The 21,123-nt window shown below is 57.3% G+C and carries 16 protein-coding genes and 1 tRNA gene; 7 read left to right on the top strand and 10 right to left on the bottom strand.

Annotated elements, in window-relative coordinates:
- Positions 1-7: 7 nt before the first annotated feature.
- Positions 8-133 (bottom strand): hypothetical protein, encoded by a 126-nt coding sequence (locus AMR42_RS21345; RefSeq protein WP_255407522.1) that lies wholly within the window; start codon positions 131-133, stop codon positions 8-10.
- A 387-nt stretch (positions 134-520) separates the two neighbouring features.
- Between AMR42_RS21345 and smpB the strand changes: the two genes are divergently transcribed.
- Together smpB and AMR42_RS05585 are read left to right on the top strand one after the other, a co-directional pair.
- Entirely contained in the window at positions 521-985 is a 465-nt protein-coding gene (gene smpB / locus AMR42_RS05590; protein ID WP_099532473.1) for an SsrA-binding protein SmpB, read from the top strand.
- A gap of 366 nt (positions 986-1,351) precedes the next feature.
- Positions 1,352-4,258, top strand: a complete 2,907-nt coding sequence (locus tag AMR42_RS05585; RefSeq protein WP_158234374.1) for a filamentous hemagglutinin N-terminal domain-containing protein — start codon at positions 1,352-1,354, stop codon at positions 4,256-4,258.
- A gap of 77 nt (positions 4,259-4,335) precedes the next feature.
- Here the strand turns inward: AMR42_RS05585 and AMR42_RS05580 are convergent, their stop codons facing one another.
- Complete coding sequence (locus AMR42_RS05580) at positions 4,336-5,142, bottom strand: hypothetical protein (protein WP_099532471.1); 807 nt, start codon at positions 5,140-5,142, stop codon at positions 4,336-4,338.
- Between the two features lie 132 nt (positions 5,143-5,274).
- Here AMR42_RS05580 and murG point away from each other — a divergent pair, with 132 nt between their 5' ends.
- The 3 genes from murG (at position 5,275) to AMR42_RS05565 (ending at position 10,050) form a co-directional block, all read left to right on the top strand.
- On the top strand, positions 5,275-6,366 hold the full coding sequence (gene murG, locus AMR42_RS05575; protein WP_099532470.1) for an undecaprenyldiphospho-muramoylpentapeptide beta-N-acetylglucosaminyltransferase: 1,092 nt from the start codon (positions 5,275-5,277) through the stop codon (positions 6,364-6,366).
- Entirely contained in the window at positions 6,363-8,288 is a 1,926-nt protein-coding gene (locus AMR42_RS05570; protein WP_099532469.1) for a hypothetical protein, read from the top strand. The genes murG and AMR42_RS05570 overlap by 4 nt, the downstream gene beginning before the upstream one ends.
- Before the next feature lie 85 nt (positions 8,289-8,373).
- On the top strand, positions 8,374-10,050 hold the full coding sequence (locus AMR42_RS05565) for a glycosyltransferase family 39 protein (RefSeq protein ID WP_099532468.1): 1,677 nt from the start codon (positions 8,374-8,376) through the stop codon (positions 10,048-10,050).
- A gap of 41 nt (positions 10,051-10,091) precedes the next feature.
- On the opposite strand, the gene AMR42_RS05560 is transcribed toward AMR42_RS05565, so the two are convergent.
- The 7 genes from AMR42_RS05560 to AMR42_RS05530 form a co-directional block, all read right to left on the bottom strand.
- Positions 10,092-10,164 (bottom strand) — tRNA-Thr (locus AMR42_RS05560).
- A 322-nt stretch (positions 10,165-10,486) separates the two neighbouring features.
- Positions 10,487-11,452 (bottom strand): hypothetical protein, encoded by a 966-nt coding sequence (locus tag AMR42_RS05555; protein WP_099532467.1) that lies wholly within the window; start codon positions 11,450-11,452, stop codon positions 10,487-10,489.
- Complete coding sequence (locus tag AMR42_RS05550; RefSeq protein ID WP_099532466.1) at positions 11,449-12,912, bottom strand: AAA family ATPase; 1,464 nt, start codon at positions 12,910-12,912, stop codon at positions 11,449-11,451. Before AMR42_RS05550 ends, AMR42_RS05555 begins: the two co-directional genes overlap by 4 nt.
- Before the next feature lie 67 nt (positions 12,913-12,979).
- On the bottom strand, positions 12,980-13,855 hold the full coding sequence (locus tag AMR42_RS05545) for an aldose epimerase (RefSeq protein WP_099532465.1): 876 nt from the start codon (positions 13,853-13,855) through the stop codon (positions 12,980-12,982).
- Positions 13,856-14,029: 174 nt separating this feature from the next.
- Complete coding sequence (locus tag AMR42_RS20260) at positions 14,030-15,355, bottom strand: CAP domain-containing protein (RefSeq protein ID WP_158234373.1); 1,326 nt, start codon at positions 15,353-15,355, stop codon at positions 14,030-14,032.
- 86 nt (positions 15,356-15,441) lie between these two features.
- Entirely contained in the window at positions 15,442-16,920 is a 1,479-nt protein-coding gene (locus AMR42_RS05535) for a DUF4335 domain-containing protein (RefSeq protein ID WP_099532464.1), read from the bottom strand.
- Complete coding sequence (locus AMR42_RS05530; RefSeq protein ID WP_099532463.1) at positions 16,917-17,552, bottom strand: DUF3038 domain-containing protein; 636 nt, start codon at positions 17,550-17,552, stop codon at positions 16,917-16,919. Before AMR42_RS05530 ends, AMR42_RS05535 begins: the two co-directional genes overlap by 4 nt.
- A 362-nt stretch (positions 17,553-17,914) precedes the next feature.
- Between AMR42_RS05530 and AMR42_RS05520 the strand changes: the two genes are divergently transcribed.
- Both AMR42_RS05520 and AMR42_RS05515 read left to right on the top strand, forming a co-directional pair.
- Entirely contained in the window at positions 17,915-18,451 is a 537-nt protein-coding gene (locus AMR42_RS05520) for an adenine phosphoribosyltransferase (RefSeq protein ID WP_099532461.1), read from the top strand.
- Between the two features lie 593 nt (positions 18,452-19,044).
- A complete protein-coding gene (locus tag AMR42_RS05515; protein WP_143472949.1) occupies positions 19,045-19,965 on the top strand; it encodes an NF038130 family PEP-CTERM protein in 921 nt (306 codons plus the stop codon).
- A gap of 282 nt (positions 19,966-20,247) precedes the next feature.
- On the opposite strand, the gene AMR42_RS05505 is transcribed toward AMR42_RS05515, so the two are convergent.
- A complete protein-coding gene (locus AMR42_RS05505) occupies positions 20,248-20,922 on the bottom strand; it encodes a VWA domain-containing protein (protein WP_234406659.1) in 675 nt (224 codons plus the stop codon).
- Positions 20,923-21,123: the final 201 nt, after the last annotated feature.

Here is a 21,123-nt window from a genome sequence, read left to right as displayed (position 1 = left end):
GGGGCACTTAATATTTTGTGAAGCAAAGATCGCTGGGGCTGATGAATGGGCGGAGATCGAACCGTTGGCCCTCGCCCAAAACCCTTGCCTGGAGGCTGCTGAGGGCGATCGGGAGCCTTGGAAACTGCATCATGGATCGATCGCAAGTTGAGGATTCGATCGCGATGATCTGGCGAAAAGTTTGCTGAAAGTTTGCTGAAAGGTCGATCGGTTCCCGCCTTGCCTCCTTTCTTGTCTAAATTGCTTGTCTAATTCCTTGCCCAATTGCTTGCCTAGTTTTTGGGCAATCCCACTCATCACCACCACGGATCGTCACTGATCTCTACCGAGATCTCTACCGATCGCCACTCATCACCACCGCCATCGGCTCGCAAATCTTGCAAAATCCCGGTACTGCGCCGCTTGAGATGAATCAGCGGTTAGAATAGACCTCCTATCGATCCCGGTCAGGCTTGAGTCCAGTGACCAACCTGCAAATTTCCGACTGGGTTCAGAGCGCGACGGAGGGTTAATCAACAGCGTGGCCGACAAGCAAAGTGGGTACAAAATTGTCGCTGACAACCGCCAAGCCCGCTACGAGTACGAAATTTTGGCAACCTACGAGGCGGGGGTTGAACTCAAGGGCACTGAGGTGAAGTCCATTCGGGCTGGCAAGGTGAACCTCAGGGATGGTTTTGCCCTCATCCGCAATGGCGAAGCGTTGCTGCTGAATGTGCATATTTCGCCCCACGACACCACGGGCAGCTACTTTAACCACGACCCTCGCCGCACGCGCAAGCTGCTGTTGCACAAGGAAGAAATCCGCAAACTGGTAGGACAGGTGGATCAAAAGGGGCTGACCCTGGTTCCCTTGCGCATGTACTTGAAGGGGGGATGGGTCAAGGTGGCGATCGGGCTGGCCCGAGGCAAGAAACTGCACGACAAGCGGGAAGACCTCAAGCGCAAGCAAGATCAGCGCGATATGGAACGGGCCCTCAAGCGGTAGCTCGATTAGTCGGTTAGTTTGATGGTTGATTGGCCATGAATTGTGATCATGGATTTCGATCATGCGTTTTCGAGCATGAATCTTCGATCATGAATTTTCATGATTTGTTTTCATGATTTGATCGTTATTTGCTCGTTTGAAGTGGGTTGATTTTGCGGGTGTGTCTCGGGCCGTTGGTATAACACAGCAAGGCGGACTCCTTGCTTGACCGCCCATGAGGCGTTTTGGATGCGTTGTTTCATAACTGGCGATCGGGTGAACACAGCAAACGCGGGGAGCCTCAGCACCCGGTGGCCGTTTGTTATCTTCCTGGGGAGGGGCCTTGGCCAAACGGGTCAGATAGGCCCAAAACCGATCCAAAAAACGATGGGAAATCTGCGGCGAAGATGGCTGGCGGCGGGCTGTTGTGCTTGGCTTTGGGGAGGCGCTGCCGGGGCCCAAGTGGGGCCGATCGCCCCTGATGGCACATTGCCGGAACCGTCGCGCATCCAAACCACGGGCGACACCATCCAAATCGACGGGGGCACCCGATCGGGTGGGAATCTGTTCCACAGCTTTGAGCGCTTTTCGGTTCCCGAGGGCATGACCGCTTGGTTCAACACGGGCGCGGAGGTGCAAAATGCCATCACTCGGGTGACCGGTGGCCAAGGGTCGGAGATTTTGGGCACGCTTCGGGCCAATGGCTCCACCAATCTTTTTTTGCTGAATCCCAACGGGATTCTGTTTGGGCCCAATGCCCAATTGCAACTGGGGGGCGCATTTTGGGCCAGCACGGCCGAAGGGTTGGTGTTTGGTGATGGGGTGACCTTTGATGCGGGGCGATCAGGTGGGCCCCCGCTGTTGTCTTCCCAGGTTCCCTTGGGGTTGCAGTTAGGTCAGCAACCGGCTCCAATTCGGCTGTTGGGAAGCTTGGTGGTGGCTCCGACCCAGCGGTTGTCGTTGGTGGGCGGGGCGATCGACTTGGCGGGCGGGCGGGCCGTGGCTCCCCAAGGGCAAATTGATCTGATCAGTGCGGCCGGTGGCACGGTGCGCTGGCAAACCAACGGGCCGATCGGCCTGGGCACGGCCCAACGCAGCGGCGTGATCAATTTGGATCAGCAAGCCGCGATCGATGCCAGCGGCCCCGGTGGTGGCTTGCTGAATCTTCAGGCGGGTCAAGTGGCGATTCTCAACGGCTCCACGGTCACGGCCCTCACGCAAGGAGAAATAAACGGCCGAGGGATCGCGATCGGGGCTAATCAAGTGGTGGTGGCGGGCATTGATCCCACTGGTCAACAGCCTAGTGCGATCGTGACCGACACCAGCGGTTCCGGCCGAGGTGGCTCGATCGTCATTGAAGCCAACCGTTTCAACACCCAAGGGCCCGCCCTCCTCTCCGCCAGTACCTTTGCCTCCGGCCAGGGCGGCGACATTGATGTTCGTGCCACCGATGCCATCACCCTCAGTGGCCTAGGATTGCAGTTTGTGAACGAGGTAATTGTTGGCGGCAGCCTGGTAGGGCAAATTACCCCCGAAGTTCGCATCGCTGGCCTATACATCAACACCGCCGGTCTGGGGAATGGGGGTTCCATTCGGCTCAATACCAGCAACCTCACAGTTGCCGATGGGGCCGTTGTGTTTGCGCCTACCTTTGGCGCAGCCCGAGGCGGTGACATCATCATCGATGCCGAGCAAATGAATGCCGCCAGTTCCCTGATCAGTACAGGCAACGCTCGCGAGTCCACGGGCGAAGGCGGCACCCTCACCATCCGTGCTGGATCCTTGCTGGTGCAGGGGGGAGCGCTACTGGTGACGGTGAATTTAGGCAATGGCCCCGGCGGCGCTTTGACGGTTCAAGTCCGGGACGGTATTGAAATTAAAGACGCAGTGCCCCTTGCTTCCGTGGCCAGTGGAATTTTTACGAACACCATCGCTGGCAATGGTCGGGGCGGAGCCATGCTCATTGAAACCAATACCCTCACGGTGCGTGATGGGGCATTTATTGGGGGGCAGAGCGGGGCCAACATTCGGATCGGGGTGTTTCCGGTGGGAGGGGTACCCGGTGAGATCACGATTCGGGCCGCCCGCCAAATTAACCTGATTGGTAGTTCCGGCGATCGCTTGTTCTCCAGTGGGATTGCCACCGATACCTTCACGGAATATCCGGCCGGCAACGTGTTGATTGAAACGCCATTCCTACGGGTTTTGGACGGCGCAACCCTCTCTAGTTCCTCGCTGGGGTTGGGTCAAGGGGGAGACATCACCATCAAAGCCGATCGCATGGAAATTAGTGGGCGATCGGCCGATGGTTTCCGCAGCGGGCTATTGGCGGTTTCCGGGCGGGCAGATTTGCCCCAAATCACCGCCACGGGCAACAGCGGCAGCTTGAACCTACAGGTGGGCGATTTGGTGATTCGCAACCAAGGAGAAATTGCCGTCAACAGCAGCCTGACGGGGGATGCGGGCAGCCTCAGCATCACGGGCGATCGCCTACGTTTGGAAAACGGCAACATCACCGCCAACACTGCCTCCGGTCGTGGGGGCAACATTGATGTGCAGGTGAACACACTGCAAATGTTGTCTGGCAGTTCGATCGCCACCAACGCCGTGCGCAGTGATGGCGGGAACATCCGGTTTCAGGTCTCTTCCCTGGCGGCCCTGCAAAACAGCGATATTACGGCCAATGCTCAGGCGGGGCGGGGCGGGCGCGTTGAAATTCAGGCGAATACGGTTGTGGGAACAGCCTTTCGACAGCAGCTCACCCCCCAAAGCGACATCACGGCCACTTCGGGGCTGGGAGCAAATTTCAGCGGGGCGGTGCAAATCAACACCCAAAATTTCAATGATGAATCGGGGTTGATTGACCTACCGGAAGATACTTTGGATCCAACGGCGGCGATTATTATCGGTTGCGCAGCGGATGAGGGTAACCGATTTGTGGTGACGGGGCGAGGGGGGGTACCGGCGGAACCCGATCAGCCAGCCAGCAGCGCGGGGGCCTACTGGGATGATGTGCGGTGGTTGGGCGGCAACCTGACGGGGGAGGCGACGGGTACTCCTGATCGGGCGATCGCCCCGAATCCACTCGATCGCCCAGTGCCTACCGCAGCGCTTTCTGAGCCAGGTTCTGAGTCAGCACCTGAGCCAGTTTCTGAGCCAACTATTTCTGAGCCGATTATTGAAGCCCAGGGTTGGGTAACTCGGGCCAACGGTTCGATCGCCCTTGTGGCCAATCCGGCAACGCCCCAGTTGGGTTTCCCGTTGAACTGTCGCCAATTCCGCCAGCCCCACTAATCCAACCCAAGCGCCATCGGGCTAGTTGCCCAATGCCTACTACAAATACTTACTGCAAATCCCTAGCGCACTTCTACCTAGCGCACTTCCAATCGTTCCGTAATCCAAGTCATGCCCTCGGGGCCTACCAAAACAGCGGAAATCCAGCGAGATCCTGGGCTATTGGGCGCGCGCCCCACCTTGAACAATCCGCCAGCGGAAATGGGTTCTAGGGCTGCGTTTTGGGGAATGGCATATACCTCCGGGCGCACAGGCGTATCGATCGCGCTGCCAGCCAACAGGGTGTCGCCCAACGGATCTTGAACGATCGCATCGAAGGTGTAAGTATCCCCCGGGCGCACTCGCTCCGGCAGCCGCACCCTAACGCGGGGTGGTTTGCTGCCCCATTGGGTGGTGGTGCGCTCATCAAGCAGTTCTTGACGGATCACCAGGCCGTTTTGAATGGTTTGGCGGGCCCGCACTTCCGTGACCAATTTGGCGGGCCCGAGGGTGGTATTGGCTTTGGTGGCCGTGATGTCGGTGCGGGTTTCGAGAATCCAGGTGTCCCGATCGCGATCGGCCTTTTCAACGGTGGTGCTGTAGGTCACCTGATCAAAGGATTGCCAAAACTGACTGAGGGAGCGCCCCAACTCGTCGCGGCTGAGGCCATCGGCGCTGCGGAAGTTGGGGGCGAACCGTTGCAGCAAACCGGCATCTTTGGCGCTGGCGGCACGATCGATGTCGCTCAACAGGGCTTGCACGCTGGGATCGATCGTCACGGCGGCGGCGGGGTTGACGACAGTGCCCATGGCCATCAGCAGACTGGCTCCGAGGGCGAGTCCCCACCGGCTAGCCCGCTGGATCGGTTGCGGATTTCCCAAGACGTAACAAGCGCGAAGAAGCATGGAATGATAATTTAGGAAGTCGGGAAGTGGCCGGATTGATGACTCAAAGGGGGCGATCGGCCGGATCGCGTCGCTTTGGGATCAAGTCCCGCCTTGCCTGTCCGATTGTAGCGGCTGAAAGAGAGAAACGGTTTGACAGCAACCGCCCCGCAGCGATTGTTAGTGGCTGCCAGTGGCACGGGGGGGCATCTATTCCCGGCGCTGGCGGCGGCCCAGGAGTTGACCGATCGATGGACGATCGAGTGGCTTGGTGTGCCCGATCGCCTGGAAACCAAGCTGGTGCCCGATTGCTTCCCATTGCACACCATTCCGGTGACCGGTTTTCAGGAGCGATTGGGCTGGAAAACCCTGGCCACGGCCTATGGCTTGGTGAAGTCTGTCTTTGCGGTGCGTCGGCTGTTGCAGCGAGGGCAGTTTGCTGGCGTGCTGACCACCGGGGGTTACATTGCCGGGCCGGCCATTGTGGCCGCTCGATCGCTCGGGTTGCCCGTGGTGTTGCACGAGTCCAACGCCATTCCTGGCCGGGTCACGCGCTGGTTTGGCCCCTGGTGCGACACGGTGGCCGTGGGATTTGAGGCGGCGGCCCAGCGGTTACGCCAACGAAAAATTGCGGCCCTCTGTACCGGCACACCGGCCCGCGATCGATTCTGGAAGCCTGAACCGCTAGCCTTGCCCGTGCCGGAGGACGCGCCGTTGATTGTGGTGGCTGGCGGCAGCCAAGGGGCCGTGGCCCTGAATCGGTTGGTGCGGGAAGTGGCGGCGGCTTGGTTTGCGATGGGGGCTTGGGTGGTGCATTTAACGGGCGATCGGGATCCGGATGCGGCCAGCTTGGAACATCCCCAATACATTGCCCTTCCTTTCTATGACGATATGGCTAGCCTGCTGGGGCGGGCCAATTTGGCCGTTAGTCGATCGGGCGCAGGCACGCTAACGGAATTGGCCGCCACCGCTACCCCTTCGATTTTGGTGCCCTATCCCTTTGCGGCGGATGACCACCAAACGTTTAATGCGCAAGTCTTTGTGGAAGCGGGGGCAGCACAGGTGTTTCCTCAGGGGCAACTGTCTCCCGATCGCCTGCGGGATTTGGTTTTGGAGCTGCTGGCGGATCGATCGCGCCTGGACACCATGGCCCAGCGGGCCCGCGCCCTGGCTGTGCCCGACAGTGCCGCCCAGTTGGCCCAATTGATGACGGCGGCGATCGACCGCGCAGCCCGCCGCCCATGACGGCCCCACGGTTCACCCCTTGGAGCGATCGGCTCCGGTGCTGGCTGTTTCCGGCCCAGCCCCAACGGCGCGATTGGTGGGGCTGGCTGTTGGCCAGCGGGGCGATCGCCCTGGCCATTGGCTGGGCCGGCTATCGCCAGGCCACCGGCGGCCCCTACATTGTCCAAGACGATGCCCGCCAGCATGTGTTTTGGATGCAGCGCTGGCTAGACCCCACCCTTTTTCCCCAGGATTGGATTGCGGACTATTTCCAATCCGTGGCCCCGGAAGGCTATCGCACCCTCTATCGGTTGCTGGCTTGGGCGGGGTTGAATCCGCTGGCGGTGAGCAAAATTCTGCCGATCGGGCTGGGGTTGGTGGTAGCGGGGTTGGCTTTTGGTTTAACCACGGCCCTGTTGCCGATTCCGGTGGCTGGATTTTTGGGATCGGTGCTCACCAGTCAAGTGCTGGCCATGACCGATGACTTGGCCTCCGCCACCCCCCGATCGTTCCTCTACCCACTGTTTTTAGCCTTTGCCTGGGGTTGGATACGCTCCAGCCTGGGTTGGGTTTTGGGCACGATCGGGCTGCTGGGCCTGTTCTATCCCCAATATGTCCTGGTGGCCTTGGGCATCTTGGCGATCGACTGGTGTTGGCGCTGGCGCTGGCAGTGGCCGGCCGGATTGCGAGCGCTAATGGTCAGCCCTTGGGGCCCCGCCGCCACCCTGACTCAGCGGCGCGATCGCCTGGCCCTGGGCGGTGGGATTGCGGGGATCGCTGTTCTGGGTCTCTATGCCCTGCAAGCTTCGGACTATGGCCCCGTGGTGACCGTCAGCCAAGCGCGATCGCTCCCGGAATTTTTCTCCAGCGGCCGGGCCAACTTTTTTGATGACAACTGGTTTGACTTTTGGATTTTGGGGCAACGCAGCAGCCTGTTGCCCAAGGATCCATTCACACCGGCCACCTTGGTTTTGGGGTTGCTGTTGCCGGTGGCCTGGTGGCAGCGCGATCGCTGGCGTTTGGGTCAACACCTGAGCGATCGTCTGGCCCTGTTGCCCATTTGGCTCGCCTCTGGCATCGGTTGCTATACCTTGGCCCATTTACTGCTGTTTCGGCTCCATTTACCCGGTCGCTACACCCAACACAGCATTCGGATGATGTTGCCGATCGCAGCGGCCTTGGTGTTGACGCTGCTGCTGGATCAACTCTTGGGTGCTGGTCGATCGCGGCCTGGCTTAACTGATCCAGTGATCAGCACCCAATTCACCAACCCCACAGCCAACGCCCCATCCCCCAGCCCAGACTCAACCCCAACCATGCCCTCAGGCGCTGGCCGAGGGTTCAAGCGCTTGTTAGCGGTGCTCTTGGCGATCGGGCTATTCAGCGGTGCAGTGCTCTATCCCCTCAGCCTGAAACGCTTCCCCAAGGCCAACTACGTGGCGGGAGAATCGCCGGGCCTGTACCAATTTTTTGCGACCCAGCCGGTGGATCTGCGGGTTGCGTCCTTGGCCAAAGAGGCCGATAATCTGCCCACCTTTGCCGGGCGATCGGTTCTGGTGGCCCGTGAATATGCCATTCCTTACCACTGGGGCTATTACCGCTTGTTTCGGCAACGGATGATGGATCTGCTGCAAGCGCTCTATAGCCCAAATCTGGCGGTGGTGTTGGCCTTCAATCGGCAATACAGCATTGATTTTTGGCTGCTCGATCGCGACACCTTCACGATCGATTACCTGAGCGCAAAGGAGCGGCGGGCTAACCGCTGGTTACGCCAATTTCAACCGGTGCAACAGGAGGCGCTCGATCGCCTCAATCGCGGCGAAAAGCCAGCCCTGAGAAGCTTTTTAGCCCCCGATCACCCCTGTCAGGCCTATCAACAACCGGATTTGGTGGTTCTCGATGCGAAATGCCTAGCCAAGGTGGCCACCGAGGCCAGCCGTTGATTAGCCCTCGGCCACCCGCCTGATTTCGCTGAGCACCGCTAGACATGAGCGATTTTGCCCCTTTGCCGTTGCCCCTAACCTTGCCATGTATGCCCTAAGACGATCGAGCTGGCTGCTGTCCCTGGTTTTGGTTCTGGCGATCGGGCTGGGCCTGGGGTTGCGGGTCACCAACTTGTCCCAGAAATTTCACTGGATTGATGAAATCCATAGCGCCATGCGGGTGGCCGGCGTGGGCAAGGAAACCGCCGTGGCTTGGGCCACTCGGGCCGCCAGCGATCGCCAGCCGGTGACCATGGCCGACCTGATGCAGTTCCAAGCCCTGCCCGCCAATCAAAATCTGTTGGAGGGCTTGCGAGCCACCACCGTGGCCCTGGCCACGGACAATCCCCAACATCCCCCCCTGTTCTATGGATTTGCCAGGGTGTTGGCCGGGTTTGGCGGCCGGGCGATCGATCAAATTCGCCTGACTGCTGCCCTGATCAGTTGGCTCACCTTTCCGGCCATGGTTTGGTTGGCCTGGGAACTCTTCCGCTCTTGGGCCGTGGCGCTGCTGGCGGTTTTGCTGCTGAGTCTGTCGCCGCTGCACTTGGTCTATGCCCAAGAAGCCCGGGAATATAGCCTAGTGGTGTTGTTGGTGTTGGTGTCCGGGGCCCTGTTGGTGCGGGTGCAGCGGGCCTGGCATGAGTCCCGCGCCTTTGACCCGGCGGGCCGACTGCGACGGGTGCAGCGGGGATGGCTGGCCTATGGCGGGGCGATCGCCCTGGGTTTGTATGCTCACCCCACCTTTGCGCTCACGATTTTTGGCCATGGGCTGTGGATGACTTGGCTGGAACGGTTTCGTTGGAATCGTCAAATGCGTGCTTGGGCGATCGCGGCGACGCTGGGTAGTGCGGCCTTTTTGCCCTGGTTGGTGGTTTATTTGATCCACTTTGACGGCATGGCTTGGGTGGGGCGCGATGTGGGTTGGCTGACGATCGGCCGGCGCTGGTTGATTGGCTTGGTGGGTTTGTTTGCGGATGTGCAGGGCCTGACGAGCGATCGGCTGGTGAATGTGGAAACGGGCCAAGACGAAGCCCAATTGGCAAGCTGGGTTTGGTGGGGCGTGCTGTTGCCAGTGGGGGGCTTGGTGGTTTGGAGTTTCCGAATTCTCTGCCAATTTGCCAATGAAGCGGCGAAATGTTTGGTGCTTTGTGGGTTGGCTGTGCCCTTTTTGGCCCTGGCAATTCCCGACTTGATTGATGGGGGGCAGCGATCGACCGTACCGCGTTTTTTGCTGGGCCCCTCGATCGGGGTAATTTTGGCAGTGGCCTACAGTTTGGCGGAATTTTGGGTCACGCCACGCGCTTCCCGTTCCCTGGCGGGGCAATATGGCCGGCGAGTGGGTCAAGTCGTTACCGTGCTGTTGGTGTCGGTTAGCCTTGCTTCCAGCATCGCCGTGGTACGAGCGGATACTTGGTGGAACAAATACAGCAGTTTTTACGATGGTCAGGTGGCCGCCGCCCTGGCCAACCGCCCTAACCAATGGGTGCTGACGGGGCCGGAAAAGGTGGGCCGGGCGATCGGCCTGGGCTATCGCACCGATCCCGCCGTGCAGTTTCTATTCGTGCGATCGCCCGCTGATTTGGCGGGCCAGCCCTTGGGCAATCGGGTTTGGCTTTATCGCCCCTCCCGCGAAATCCTGGAATCCTTACAGGGCCGGGGTTGGCAAATTGCCCCCACCGTTGAGCGAGGACAACTGCTAGAAGCCACCAAGGACTCCTAGGCCGGCCCGATCGCGGGGCTACCTGATTAACCCGATTTAGAAGCTGGCAAGGGGACTTGAACCCCTGACCTACTGATTACAAGTCAGTTGCTCTACCAACTGAGCTACGCCAGCGATTGGCCATCCTGGGGATGACGTTTGATACTTTAACCCACAACCGATCACGCTTCAAGGGTGGCGATGAAGTTTGATGAAGTTTGCGGAAACTGCCCCGATCGATCTTGCCAAGTCTTGCGCGTCAAGTGTTGCCCGTCCTCACTCAGCACTAGCTCAAGGCCAAATGTAATTGAGCCTAGTAGCGTGGCTGCCTTAATTCGCTGGGTTAAATTACATGGCTGTTATCGCCACCAAATCGTTAGGCAGCAAGATGCTCAAGCCCCTTGTTACTACGACTGGCTCCGCAACTTTGACCCAATGTATTAAGCCTGTCATGCTACTAGGGCGCGACCGATGGGCGATGGGATTCAATCAGGGCCTCAATAATTTCCTCAGCCTTCGCCTTGCTGCTGACCGCAATCCCCTTATCTTTGGCGAGGATTTTGAGCTTGGCCAACGCAACCACACTGTAAATTTTCCGCAGTTCGGCTTCCTGGGGATCAACAACTGGGGCTGGCGACTTGGCCGGCGGCTCGATCGTCAGGGTGATTTTTGATCCTTCGGTAACCACTTCGCAAAGGCGATGGATCGATCGCTCCAAAGACGCAACTATTTCCTGTGCGGCGCTGCTGGAGCTGGTTTCGCTTGTGGGGCTGGGTGGCTGCGCGATCGGGTTCCCAGTCTGGCTGAGGTTTGCCAACTGTTGGCTGAGATCGGTCATTTGGCTTTCTAGCTTGGCCAATGTTTGCGCTGAGTTGGCATCCTCCAAAGCATGGCGATCGGCAACGGTCACTCCCGCAAGAGACTGGGTTAGTTTTTGATCGAGGAGTTGCTCCAACCGTTGGGTTAATTGTTCTTCCAGGCGCTGGCCAAAAGTTGGATCGATGCCTGGTTCCACAACTGGCTGAGGGATTGGGTCGGGGTTGGCAATCGAGGCCGACGGGGGATCGCCTTCTAACAAAACCGCTAGCTCTTCTTGGGCTAATACCGCTTCCGCATCACTCAGGTCAAAAACCCAGGCCCACAGCATCCCAATGTCTAAATCATTGGCCACCACCACCCAATCAGCCCCGTGGATTACCTCATATTCCACTTCATCCCCAAGCTGATCGGTGCGGCGAACCAAAATCGGGATCAAATTGCTGTTGTGATTCTGCAAACTCCACCGCAGTTCCTCATAGCGATCGGGTGAAATTTCCGGTTGCGATCGCATCCCCACCAAACAGGTATGAACCTGACCATGGTTAACGGGTTGGATCTTCAGATTTTCGCGAATCAGGCGGCGACGTTCTTGATAATCGCTCATGGGTTAGGTTCAGCGTCAACACTAACTTTTTGAATCAAATCTTTGGCCAAATTCTCAAAGGCCGCCAGGGCATTTTCAACGGAATTGCGATCCTGAGATCCCAGATCCTCATCAAAATCAGCCGCGCAAAGAGGATAGCCTTTCGACTGGGATTTGGACAAAACATTTAACCGAGGAACCCAAGTTGCCTTGCGGAAAAGCGTTGTGCGATCGCCTCCTGGGAGCCGATCGAGCTTGGCGTTCAAATCATCCACCATCGCTTGATTAAAAGTCTTGGACTGGCGATCATACATACTGACGGCAATACCCACAATTGGCAGGGGTGTTTCTCGGAATTGCCCCACCTCTTCCACTTGGCTGAACACATATTCCAAGGCACGAATGGGATAGGGGGAAAGCTGCGTGGGAACCAGAACTCCTGCCGAAGCCATCAGGGAAATTCGGTTCACTTTCCCAAAGGAGGGCGGTGGGTCAACGAATACAAAATCATAGTCATGGTTTTTGAGTTTTTTGGCCAGGATTCGATCACTATCCACTAACTGAATGAGTTGATTTTCCATATTACTAAGCCGAATATGGGAAGGAATGACATCCAAAGTCACATTGCCCCAACGTTTGCTGATGGTGACGGAGGCGGCCGTGGTTTTGGGTTCCGTCAGCAGGTGGGTAATATCCTTGCGTCCCGCTTTTTCAATATCTTCCAGGGGATCAATTCCGAGGCCGGTGGTTAAATTCGCCTGAGCATCAATATCAATCAGCAAAACTCGCTTGCCCATTTGGCTTAGGGCAGCGGCTAAGTTGATGGTGAGTGTCGTTTTACCGACTCCACCTTTGTTATTAAAAACCGTGATAATCATAGACTCTCGCCGTTGAGGTTCTGGGTCTGAGGTTTGGCGATCGTGAATCGCCAACAGGCTCATCATTTTGGGATCGTGAGAAAGCCGCGCGATCGCCCGAATGAATTGGTGATGAACCTTTCGATGGCTATTGGCAAAGGCGGCCATGACCCGATCGCAATTGCGCTGCCACAGCAACGATCCCAGCAGCCGATAGTTATCGTAAAGATCGGCTCGCTCAAACTCCCACAGAATGTGGATTGCCCTACCATCGTTATAGAGCAACTTGAACTGATTGCCATTGGTTAATAGGCCCAACAAACTGCCTGATTCACGGAGATATTCCCGCAGTTGCCAGCTATTGTGGGCGATCGATTTGTGGGGCGCTTTGGCCTCAATGACCAAATAGTGGCTAGAGGGAGCCGCTTGCTGGGCCTTGACTAAAAAATCAACTCGTTTTCGCCCAAAGGGAACCTGTTGGGCCACATCGGCTTTGTCATAGCCGAGTAGCATCAGCAGCGGGGTCAAAACTCGATCTTCTAGGGCTTTTTCAGTGGTGCAGGTTTCCACCCGATCGAGCAGGGCTGTCCATTGTTGCTGAAACTCCTCGGGCGTGAGCATCATCGATCAAGAACTCATCGCGAACTGACGACATCAACAGAAAATAGAGAGCCGTTGGGCGGCCATAATTCTAGCAGTTATATTGCAGTTGTAAGCGCACCTGATTGGTGTGAGTCGCACCGGGATCAAGCCACAGCAATTGCTCGCCCGTGTTTAAGGCATTGCGCGGCCCTGTCCAGGGTTCCAGACAATAGAAAGGTTTACCCTTCAACGTCCAAAACACCAAGGTGCGGTAACTGGCATCAAACTCCAGGCTGAGGGTTTGTTGTTGCTGACGATCTGTGACCGTGGCCGACAGGCGATCAACCACAGGAAATCGCAGATCTAATTCATCTTGCTCAAAATCCAAAGTGCCATCAAACGCCCCAGTTGATTGGCGCTTTTGATCAAAATATTCAGTAACCGGAAGATCGATCGCCAGGGCCGATTTATCCGCCACGTTGAAGTAGGGATGCAACCCAGAAGAAAAGGGCATGGGGCGATCGCCCAAGTTGTGATGGTTTTGAATAATTTCTAACTGATTGCCCTGCAATCGATAGGTGAAATCCAATCGAAACTGAAAGGGATAAACGGCGAGGGTTGCGGGCGTGGCATCGAGGGTGAGGGTAATGCTCGCTGCGTCGCGCAAGTCGGAGCCAGTGACCATCCAAGGCAAATCGCGCGCAAAACCATGCTGCTTGAGAATGCCCGCTTCTCCACTGGGTAGCTGATAGCGATTGTCCGGCAAGTTCCCGCAAATGGGAAACAGAATGGGGATCCCGCCACGAATGCTGAGGTTGGGATCTTGATAGCGATCACGATCGAGATAAAGCAACTCTTGGCCCTGAATTGCCCAGCGGGTGATGATGCCGCCGCGATCGGGAACCACTTCCAAAACGGACTGGGCAGCCCCATCGGTCAAGCGAAAGACCGGCCACTGTTCAGCTAATTCTTCAACTTGAAACATGAGGTTCTGAATCCTGAATGAGTGGCAGATGCTAGAACGGGGCTGCCCTAGTTCATAGGGTCAAGGTTGCGGGATCAGTCGTTATCACAAGGGGCTTAAGCTCCTTGCTGCCTAACCGTTTGGCGGCGGCAACAGTCATTGGGCCTGACCTATCAAAATCCGCTTGCCGTGCGACTAGAACGGGGCTTGACCCGTGAAATTCCCCGGCGGTGAATAGCGACAAACTAAGGTATCGTTACCACCGCCCGAGGCCAGACCGCAGCCCACTTGCGTTGTGTTGCGCCAAACGATTTGGGTGTAGTGTCCCACATCGGCCCAGTTGCCGGTGGTGCTAACGTTGGGGAAAATTCCCTGCTTGAAAAACCGCTTTTCGGCTCCCCACAAATCCACCAGCGCTTTGGTGGAATAGGCCCCACTGGTTCCTCGGGCTAAATTTTCGCCCTGGCCGGTGTTTTGGGCATGGTTAAAGGCTCCGGTGGATGCCAACTGGTTTGCCCAGGCCTGGGCATCCCTGGCCAAGGAGTCTGACCAAGTGAGAGGAGCAACGCCCACCGCCGATCGATAGCTGTTGTGGGTGGTGAGGATGTCGTTCGTGAAGGTGCTGGTTCCGCCGCCGCTGGTTCCGCCGCTGTTGGTGGTAGTACCGGCCGCGCGGGCCACAGCATCGGGAGCAGCCCCCAAAAAGAAGGCAATTTCTTGACCGGCCGCATTGGTCACCAATGTGCCGGTGATGGAGCCGTCGCCGTCGGGATCAATGTCCACGCCCACGGTGCTCTGGATCGTTTGGCGAATGGTGGCGGCGGTGGCATTGGCCGGCAGGGTTAAACCCGGAGGCAAGATGCCGCTGCTGCCTTGCAGGAGGGTGACCAGGAAGCTGAGGGAATAGCTGGTGGCTTGGAAGCGCATATCGCTGGCATTCAGATTGTTGAGTTGCAGGCGATCGACCGTGGGATCAAAATCCAACACCACGTCCACATTGCTGAGACCGGTGGCATCACCCCGCAGGCTGAAGGTATCGGTTCCTGCACCGCCGATCAGCACATCGCTGCCCAAATCGCCGCTCAGGAAATCATTGCCTGCCCCGCCTAAGAGCAGATCAGAATCGCGCCCTCCCACTAGCGTATCGTTGCCGTCGCCACCTGCAACCCAATCGTTACCCAAGTTCCCAGCCACGAGGTCATCCCCCAGCCCGCCATCGAGGTCGTCTTGGTCGCGACCGCCCAACAGGCTGTCGTTTCCACCGTTGCCCCGCAGCCGATCGTTGCCCAAGTTGCCATAGATAAAGTCGCCCCCTTCGGAACCTTGAACGCTGTCTGCACCTTCCAGGGCCCGCAATCCTTGGGGGGCGGTGGCGAGCAAGTTGGCCGGAACGGTGTAGTTATCGTTACCGGTACTCAGATCAAAAAATCCTTCGGGAGAAAGACCAGCCATAGCTAAGGACACCAGGGGAATGGAGGATTGGGATTGGGGCGATCGAGTCGGTGTGGGTGCTTGAGCCAAATCAACCCAGCCATGAACCCAGAGATCGACCCAGTGATCGACCTAACCCCAAGGCCAACATACCCAGGAAATCCCCAAGAATCAGGTTAGGAACGCACATCGATCGACCCGTCGGGCCAAAAAACCACTCGAAACTGAGCCAAGGGAGCCAGTTGCACCTTGCCGTTGTCGCCTTTGATGGCGCTGGCGGCCGGGTTCAGCAATGGGCCCAGGGGGAAGGGTTTTTGGGCCGCATTGCGATTGGCGGGATCCGCGTCTACGGCGATGCCAACAGCGTTGGTGCGCACGTCATACATCAGGGGCATACTGGGCGCAGATTTGCCCTGCCAGGCGGTTCGCAAGCTCTTTTCGAGCTGGGCGCGGGCAGTTTCACGGGCGATCGCGTCGCTGAGGCTGGGATTCTGAATTCGGTTAACAGCGGCATTGCTGGCGTTCACCGATTCCATGGGGATCACTTGCACCCCCTGGGCAGCACTGAAGGAGACCTGGAAAGTGGCTAGGGGTTCCCCGGTATTAGCCCGATCGAGGGGCTTAAACAGCAATTTGGGCAACGGGGTACGGGCGATCGCCTCTTGGGCCATGGCGTTTTCCGGCAAATAGCCCACGATCGAGCCATCCTCGCCCACACTCACCCGGTAGTTCAGGGTCAGGGCCAAATTCTGGCGATCGGTCCAAGCCTGATCCAACTGACCGAGGAGATATCGCTCCAAGGCCGCCAACTGTTTGGGATCCGTCACCGGCTTGGCGGGAGTCAACAGCGTATCGGCTCCTTCTCCGGCCAAGGGCGAGGGCACTGAAACCGATGAGGGGGGAATGGCTGCACTCGTGCTGGTTGGGGATGCCGCCGGGAGCGATCGGGTTTGGGTTTGGGGTTTGGCGGGACTGGGTGCGGTGGCCGGTGAGGGCGAGGGCAAGGCCGACTGATTTTGAGGCGTGGGTGTGGGCGTGGGCCGCAACAGATCCTTGGGTTGTTGCACCTTGGGCACGGGCAGCATGAACAACAACCCCGCCGCCACGGCCAACCCGGAAGCGCCCAAGGCCACGGGAGCCGCCCGCTGCACCAGCGGTTCCGCCTGCACCAGGTCATGGCGAGACACCGGAGAGAACACCTGCTGGATGTCAGGCAAGGTTTTGGGATCGCCGTAGAACTGGTCGATCGTTTCCACCAAGTCAAACAGTTGCAGCGGGGTCAGCAATAGCTCGATCGGCTGCGGCGGGCCATCGCCGGGCCCCTCCGGATTCGGCGGCGGCATCACCAACAATCGATGTTTGCCTCCATCGGCTGACACAACCGCCACATTGGGCTGACTGGGATCGATCGCTGTGGGTAACTGGGGCGATTGAATGCCGCTGAAGCAACCCTGGGCGTATTGACTCACCACCTGGGCAAACCGCTCAAAAAAGCTGCGATCGCACAAAAATCCCTGGCCATGGGCAGGAAACTGACAATTCACCGTCAACAGCACCGATAAAGTCGGTCTTGCTTCCCCCACCTCTGCCAATGAATCCATGCCCTCCAGGGTCAGGACACAATTGGGCAAGCTGTACTGTCGTTGAATTGTCACGCCACTTCTCCGTCAAACAAACTAATCCAAAAGCGTTCCAGCCCCGCCGTTGACGAACAGTACAGTAACTGTTCCAGCAAGCGGAGGGCCAGGGTATTCAGGGCCTCGTCGGTGTTGTAAACCGTCACGGCCGATCGGCGTGGATTCATCCGGGCCCGGAAGTGGGCCCGGAACCGCTCCAGATAATCCGCCAGCCGAAAATGGTGCTCGAAGGATAGATCCTGCTCCTCCAGCCGCTCGCAAGCCAGAAGTAATTGCCGAATCAGCACCGTCAGTCGCTTGGCCAAATAAACCACAATCGTGGTCAGGGCCTTGGCCTCATTCAAGCTCAGGGGCCGCCGTTGCACCGCCCGCCGCAAAGGATTCGTGGCTCGCAGTCGCCACAGGTTAACCTTTGTGCCAACCACGCTCGTGATTCCCAGCTCTTGGGCACAGTAAAGAATCGCCTCAGACCCGCTGAGATCGAGGGCTTCGATCGCCAGGAGCATCAAGTCCAGTTGTTGGCGGGCCCGCCGGGGACATTCACCATCTTTCACGGGCGGGTTGGGCAACCGCTCCAAAATCGGCGGGATCTCCGGTGAATCTGCGGGAACAGGCGATCGATCGGCAAACATTGCACTCGAAGAAGTCATCGGCACAGAATCACATCAGCAATTCAATGAAACCATTGATTAGAAAATCATTTCGATCCATCGGTCAATCCGTCCAATTGTCCTTGCGGGGGCTGGGGGTCAATCCCGCCCAAACGAAGACCCCAGGGATCTGGGGCGATCAGGGAGGATCAGGCAGCCTGTGCCACTTGGGAGATCGGACTCTGAACAATCCTGCAATCATCCCGTAAGCACCACCCCCCGGACGATCGGTTGCGAAATTCAGCCCTGCAATTCAGCGATACTGATTTCGCGCTGAATTTCACACTGAACTTCGCCATGATTCCGCCGAACGATCCCCACCAGTTTAAGCAGTTTTAGGCAATCTCCTGGAGAAAACTCAGATGACCACACCCCAATCCCAGCCGACGGATTTGCATCGTCTGGTTCGTGCTATTCCTGATTTTCCACAGCCCGGAATTGTTTTCCGAGATATTACAACCCTTCTGCGCGATCGGGATGGTTTGCAACAGGCCGTGGATCACCTACACGATCGTTGTCATGATCTGCGCCCGGATTTTGTGGCCGGCATCGAAGCGCGCGGGTTTCTGTTCGGCCCGGCCTTGGCGTTGGCCTTGGGTGTGGGCTTTGTGCCCCTGCGCAAACCGGGCAAACTTCCCGCCGCCACCCATGGTGTGGAATATGACTTGGAATATGGGCGCGATCGCCTGGAAATTCACCAAGATGCGATCAGCCCCGGTTCACGGGTGTTGGTGGTGGATGACGTAATCGCTACCGGGGGCACTGCCGCCGCCGCTGGGCAACTGATCCATCAAATCGAAGCAACCCTAGTGGGCTATGGCTTTTTGATTGAACTCCAAGACCTGAAGGGGCGCGATCGCCTGCCCGATGTGCCGGTTCGATCGGTGCTGGTTTATTGATCAGCAAATTGACCGGCTCCTCACCCCTTTGACTGGGCCCTGAATCAGCGCTGGTTCGTTAAGCGGGAGATTAGGAACTAAAGATTGGTCTATTGAGCAAGGATGTTGATTGGGTGTGACCAGTTGGGATGGACTCCGATTGGTAACTCTTAACCATTCTTAGCAACTTGATCGAGATGCGTATTGGCAACCTTATTTTCTTGACTTGCTTTGGAATGGTCCATTCATTGCGATTTTTTTCGCAACCTCATTCTGTTTGATTCATCCGAGCATGTGATGTGTGATCGAAATCAACGATCAAAGAGATCAATCTCAGATCCCCATCGCAAGGTGTGATCAAGATCAATCATCGAAGCTTTCAGCAGAGCTTCATCAACTCCTTAAGAACCATCTGCACAACTTTATCCAGTCTTTACCTAATCGCCCTGGCCCTTCCCATAGGATTACATCAGTAGCAGGTTAAGTCAGCCCAGTGCGCCCAAAACCCTGATGGCTGACCAGCGCAAAAACAAGCGCGTCCTAGCTGGGTGCTCCTTAAAAACAAGCCCAAAATTTTTAGCCCAAGTTAGCTCAAGACTGTTGGAGTCGAAAACATGGTTGGACTTTTCCCCAAACTGGTCGTAAGCGCCTCAATGGCCGCTGGCGTGGGGTTGTTTGCCGGAGCACCAGCCCTCGCCGCTAGCCTCCAAGGTGCCAGCACCACCGGCAATATTCTGGTGTATTGCTCGAACGGCACCAACACCTTTCTGTGCGATAACAGCAACCTCGGCACTGCCCTGCAAGGGGATTTGACCGCGCCGGGTGGCAACGTCGAGCTATTCGCAGACAGCGAAACTGCACCCGGTCTAGCCAAGTTCCTGAGCGGTACCTACAGCACCCTCACTGGCACTCTGAATGGTCAAGCCATTGAGTTCCGCAGCCTGGTTAAGTCCGACTGGACAGCCCAATTTACCCAAGCTTGGCTGACGGATGTGGCTGCCCAAAACGGCATTAGCAGCATTTTGACCGGTAATTTTCTGTCAGAAGCGGTTGGTTATTTCACCTCCAACACGACGGAAGCCAATGCCGCTTTGGCCAGACTGAGTGACCCGAACGTCGCCTTCGTGAACCAAGACCTGGTAAGCGGGATGATTTCGGTGGGTCTAGCGGGTCACATGGACGTGACCAGTATTGTGTCGGGGCTGATTGCCACCAGCAAAACCCTGACGAATATTCAAAAAACTCAGTACAGCAACGTCATCAAAGCCCTGGGAACCCAAGGGGTGAAGCTGCAAGCCAGCGAGCTGGTGAAGGTGCTTTACGATGGCCAAGAAACTGTCCGCTACGGTGGTCAGGGGATCGCTTCTGGTCAGGTGGAAGCGGGTGATGGAAAGTCCCACAACGGAACCTACTTGGTGCAGTTCCAAGGCAAGTTGCCGGAACCGCCGGCCGCTACGCCGGAACCGTCGCTGATGGTTGGTTTGGCTGCGGTGGGTAGCTGGGTGGCGCTGAAGCGTCGCCAAAACCGCGCCTAATTCGCCTCAGAAAGTCGCTCTTGAAAATTGAGCTGAAAAATGGGGGGTGATGCCAAGTTCATGGCATCACCCCCCATTCGTTTTGGGACTTGTTTTGAGTCTGATTTTGATTCTCTGGGATCAGCGATCGGGTCTGGGATCGCTGATTTTGACTGTAGTTGGCAATCTGAATTGAGTATTGACATCCTCCCCAGCCTAAAGAGGATTGAGCAGTCAGTACTGACCAAACTGACCAATCTTGACCAGTACTGACTAATATTGAATCTGCCCAGTTGACGATCGCTAAACTTCGCTCCAACCCGTGGGGGAAGGGAGAGGAACCTGTTCGCCGGGGCGCGATCGAGATACTTGCTGCATACTGGCCGAAAGCCACAGAAACAGCTCTTGGAAGCTGAGACCTTTGAGCTTCAGGGGCGATCGCACCGTGAGGGATCCCAGCCGCTCCATGTCTGCACCTTCAACACCCACAGCAAAAAAGGCGAGTGCTTTACGGGCTTCTTCATCGCGAATTCGGGTGGCGGCGGCTCCGAGCACTTCCGCATCATCACTGGGCGCACCGTCAGTAATTAAGAAAATCCAAGGACGGTAGTAAGCCACGCCATTGCTGCGATACTGGGCTTTACGATCGCGCAGCAAATCCAAGGCCGCATGGATTGCAGCTCCCATGTAGGTCATGCCGCCGGCTCGGAGCCGAGGCGCTTCAAAACTATCGGCCGTCACAAAGTCTTGAAGCACTTCCACCCGATCGGCAAAGGTTGCGATCGCCACTTCCACCCGTTTCGCTGCTAGGGAGTCGCCGTTGAGATCAGCCTGGAAAGCTTGCAAGCCAGCTTCCAGAGCGGTTAAAGGCGCGCCCTGCATGGAGGTTGAGACATCCAGCAGCAGCACGCAAGGGCAGCGCGGCTCTGGGTTTTCTGCGAAGGCGATCGCCTCTTCAAAGTCAAAATTTCCAGACACCATTAAAACTTCTAGACACGACGGAAGCGACGAAAATGACTCGGCTAGACTAGGACTCAACCTGAGGATGATCAACCGCTGACTCCCTGCGGACTGCCAGAGCTGACCACAGCTCTAGTTTTCCAAGCAAGACGAGGTTAGAGTGCATCCCAAGGCCTGATCCGCATCATTTGTTTGAGGAGTGGGGTCATAACCCAAGCC

The organism is Limnothrix sp. PR1529 (genome assembly GCF_002742025.1).
GTDB lineage: Bacteria > Cyanobacteriota > Cyanobacteriia > CACIAM-69d > CACIAM-69d > CACIAM-69d.
The sequence above is the reverse complement of the archived record's forward strand: the minus strand, read 5'-3'. Positions and strand labels throughout refer to the sequence as shown.

Excerpts from the sequence above, each read along its gene's own strand:
- AMR42_RS21345 (WP_255407522.1), bottom strand. The coding sequence starts at position 133 with ATGATGCAGTTTCCAAGGCTCCCGATCGCCCTCAGCAGCCTCCAGGCA.
- AMR42_RS05585 (WP_158234374.1), top strand. The coding sequence starts at position 1,352 with ATGGGAAATCTGCGGCGAAGATGGCTGGCGGCGGGCTGTTGTGCTTGG.
- AMR42_RS05580 (WP_099532471.1), bottom strand. The coding sequence starts at position 5,142 with ATGCTTCTTCGCGCTTGTTACGTCTTGGGAAATCCGCAACCGATCCAG.
- AMR42_RS05570 (WP_099532469.1), top strand. The coding sequence starts at position 6,363 with ATGACGGCCCCACGGTTCACCCCTTGGAGCGATCGGCTCCGGTGCTGG.
- AMR42_RS05565 (WP_099532468.1), top strand. The coding sequence starts at position 8,374 with ATGTATGCCCTAAGACGATCGAGCTGGCTGCTGTCCCTGGTTTTGGTT.
- AMR42_RS05555 (WP_099532467.1), bottom strand. The coding sequence starts at position 11,452 with ATGAGCGATTATCAAGAACGTCGCCGCCTGATTCGCGAAAATCTGAAG.
- AMR42_RS05550 (WP_099532466.1), bottom strand. The coding sequence starts at position 12,912 with ATGATGCTCACGCCCGAGGAGTTTCAGCAACAATGGACAGCCCTGCTC.
- AMR42_RS05545 (WP_099532465.1), bottom strand. The coding sequence starts at position 13,855 with ATGTTTCAAGTTGAAGAATTAGCTGAACAGTGGCCGGTCTTTCGCTTG.
- AMR42_RS05530 (WP_099532463.1), bottom strand. The coding sequence starts at position 17,552 with ATGACTTCTTCGAGTGCAATGTTTGCCGATCGATCGCCTGTTCCCGCA.
- AMR42_RS05520 (WP_099532461.1), top strand. The coding sequence starts at position 17,915 with ATGACCACACCCCAATCCCAGCCGACGGATTTGCATCGTCTGGTTCGT.
- AMR42_RS05515 (WP_143472949.1), top strand. The coding sequence starts at position 19,045 with ATGGTTGGACTTTTCCCCAAACTGGTCGTAAGCGCCTCAATGGCCGCT.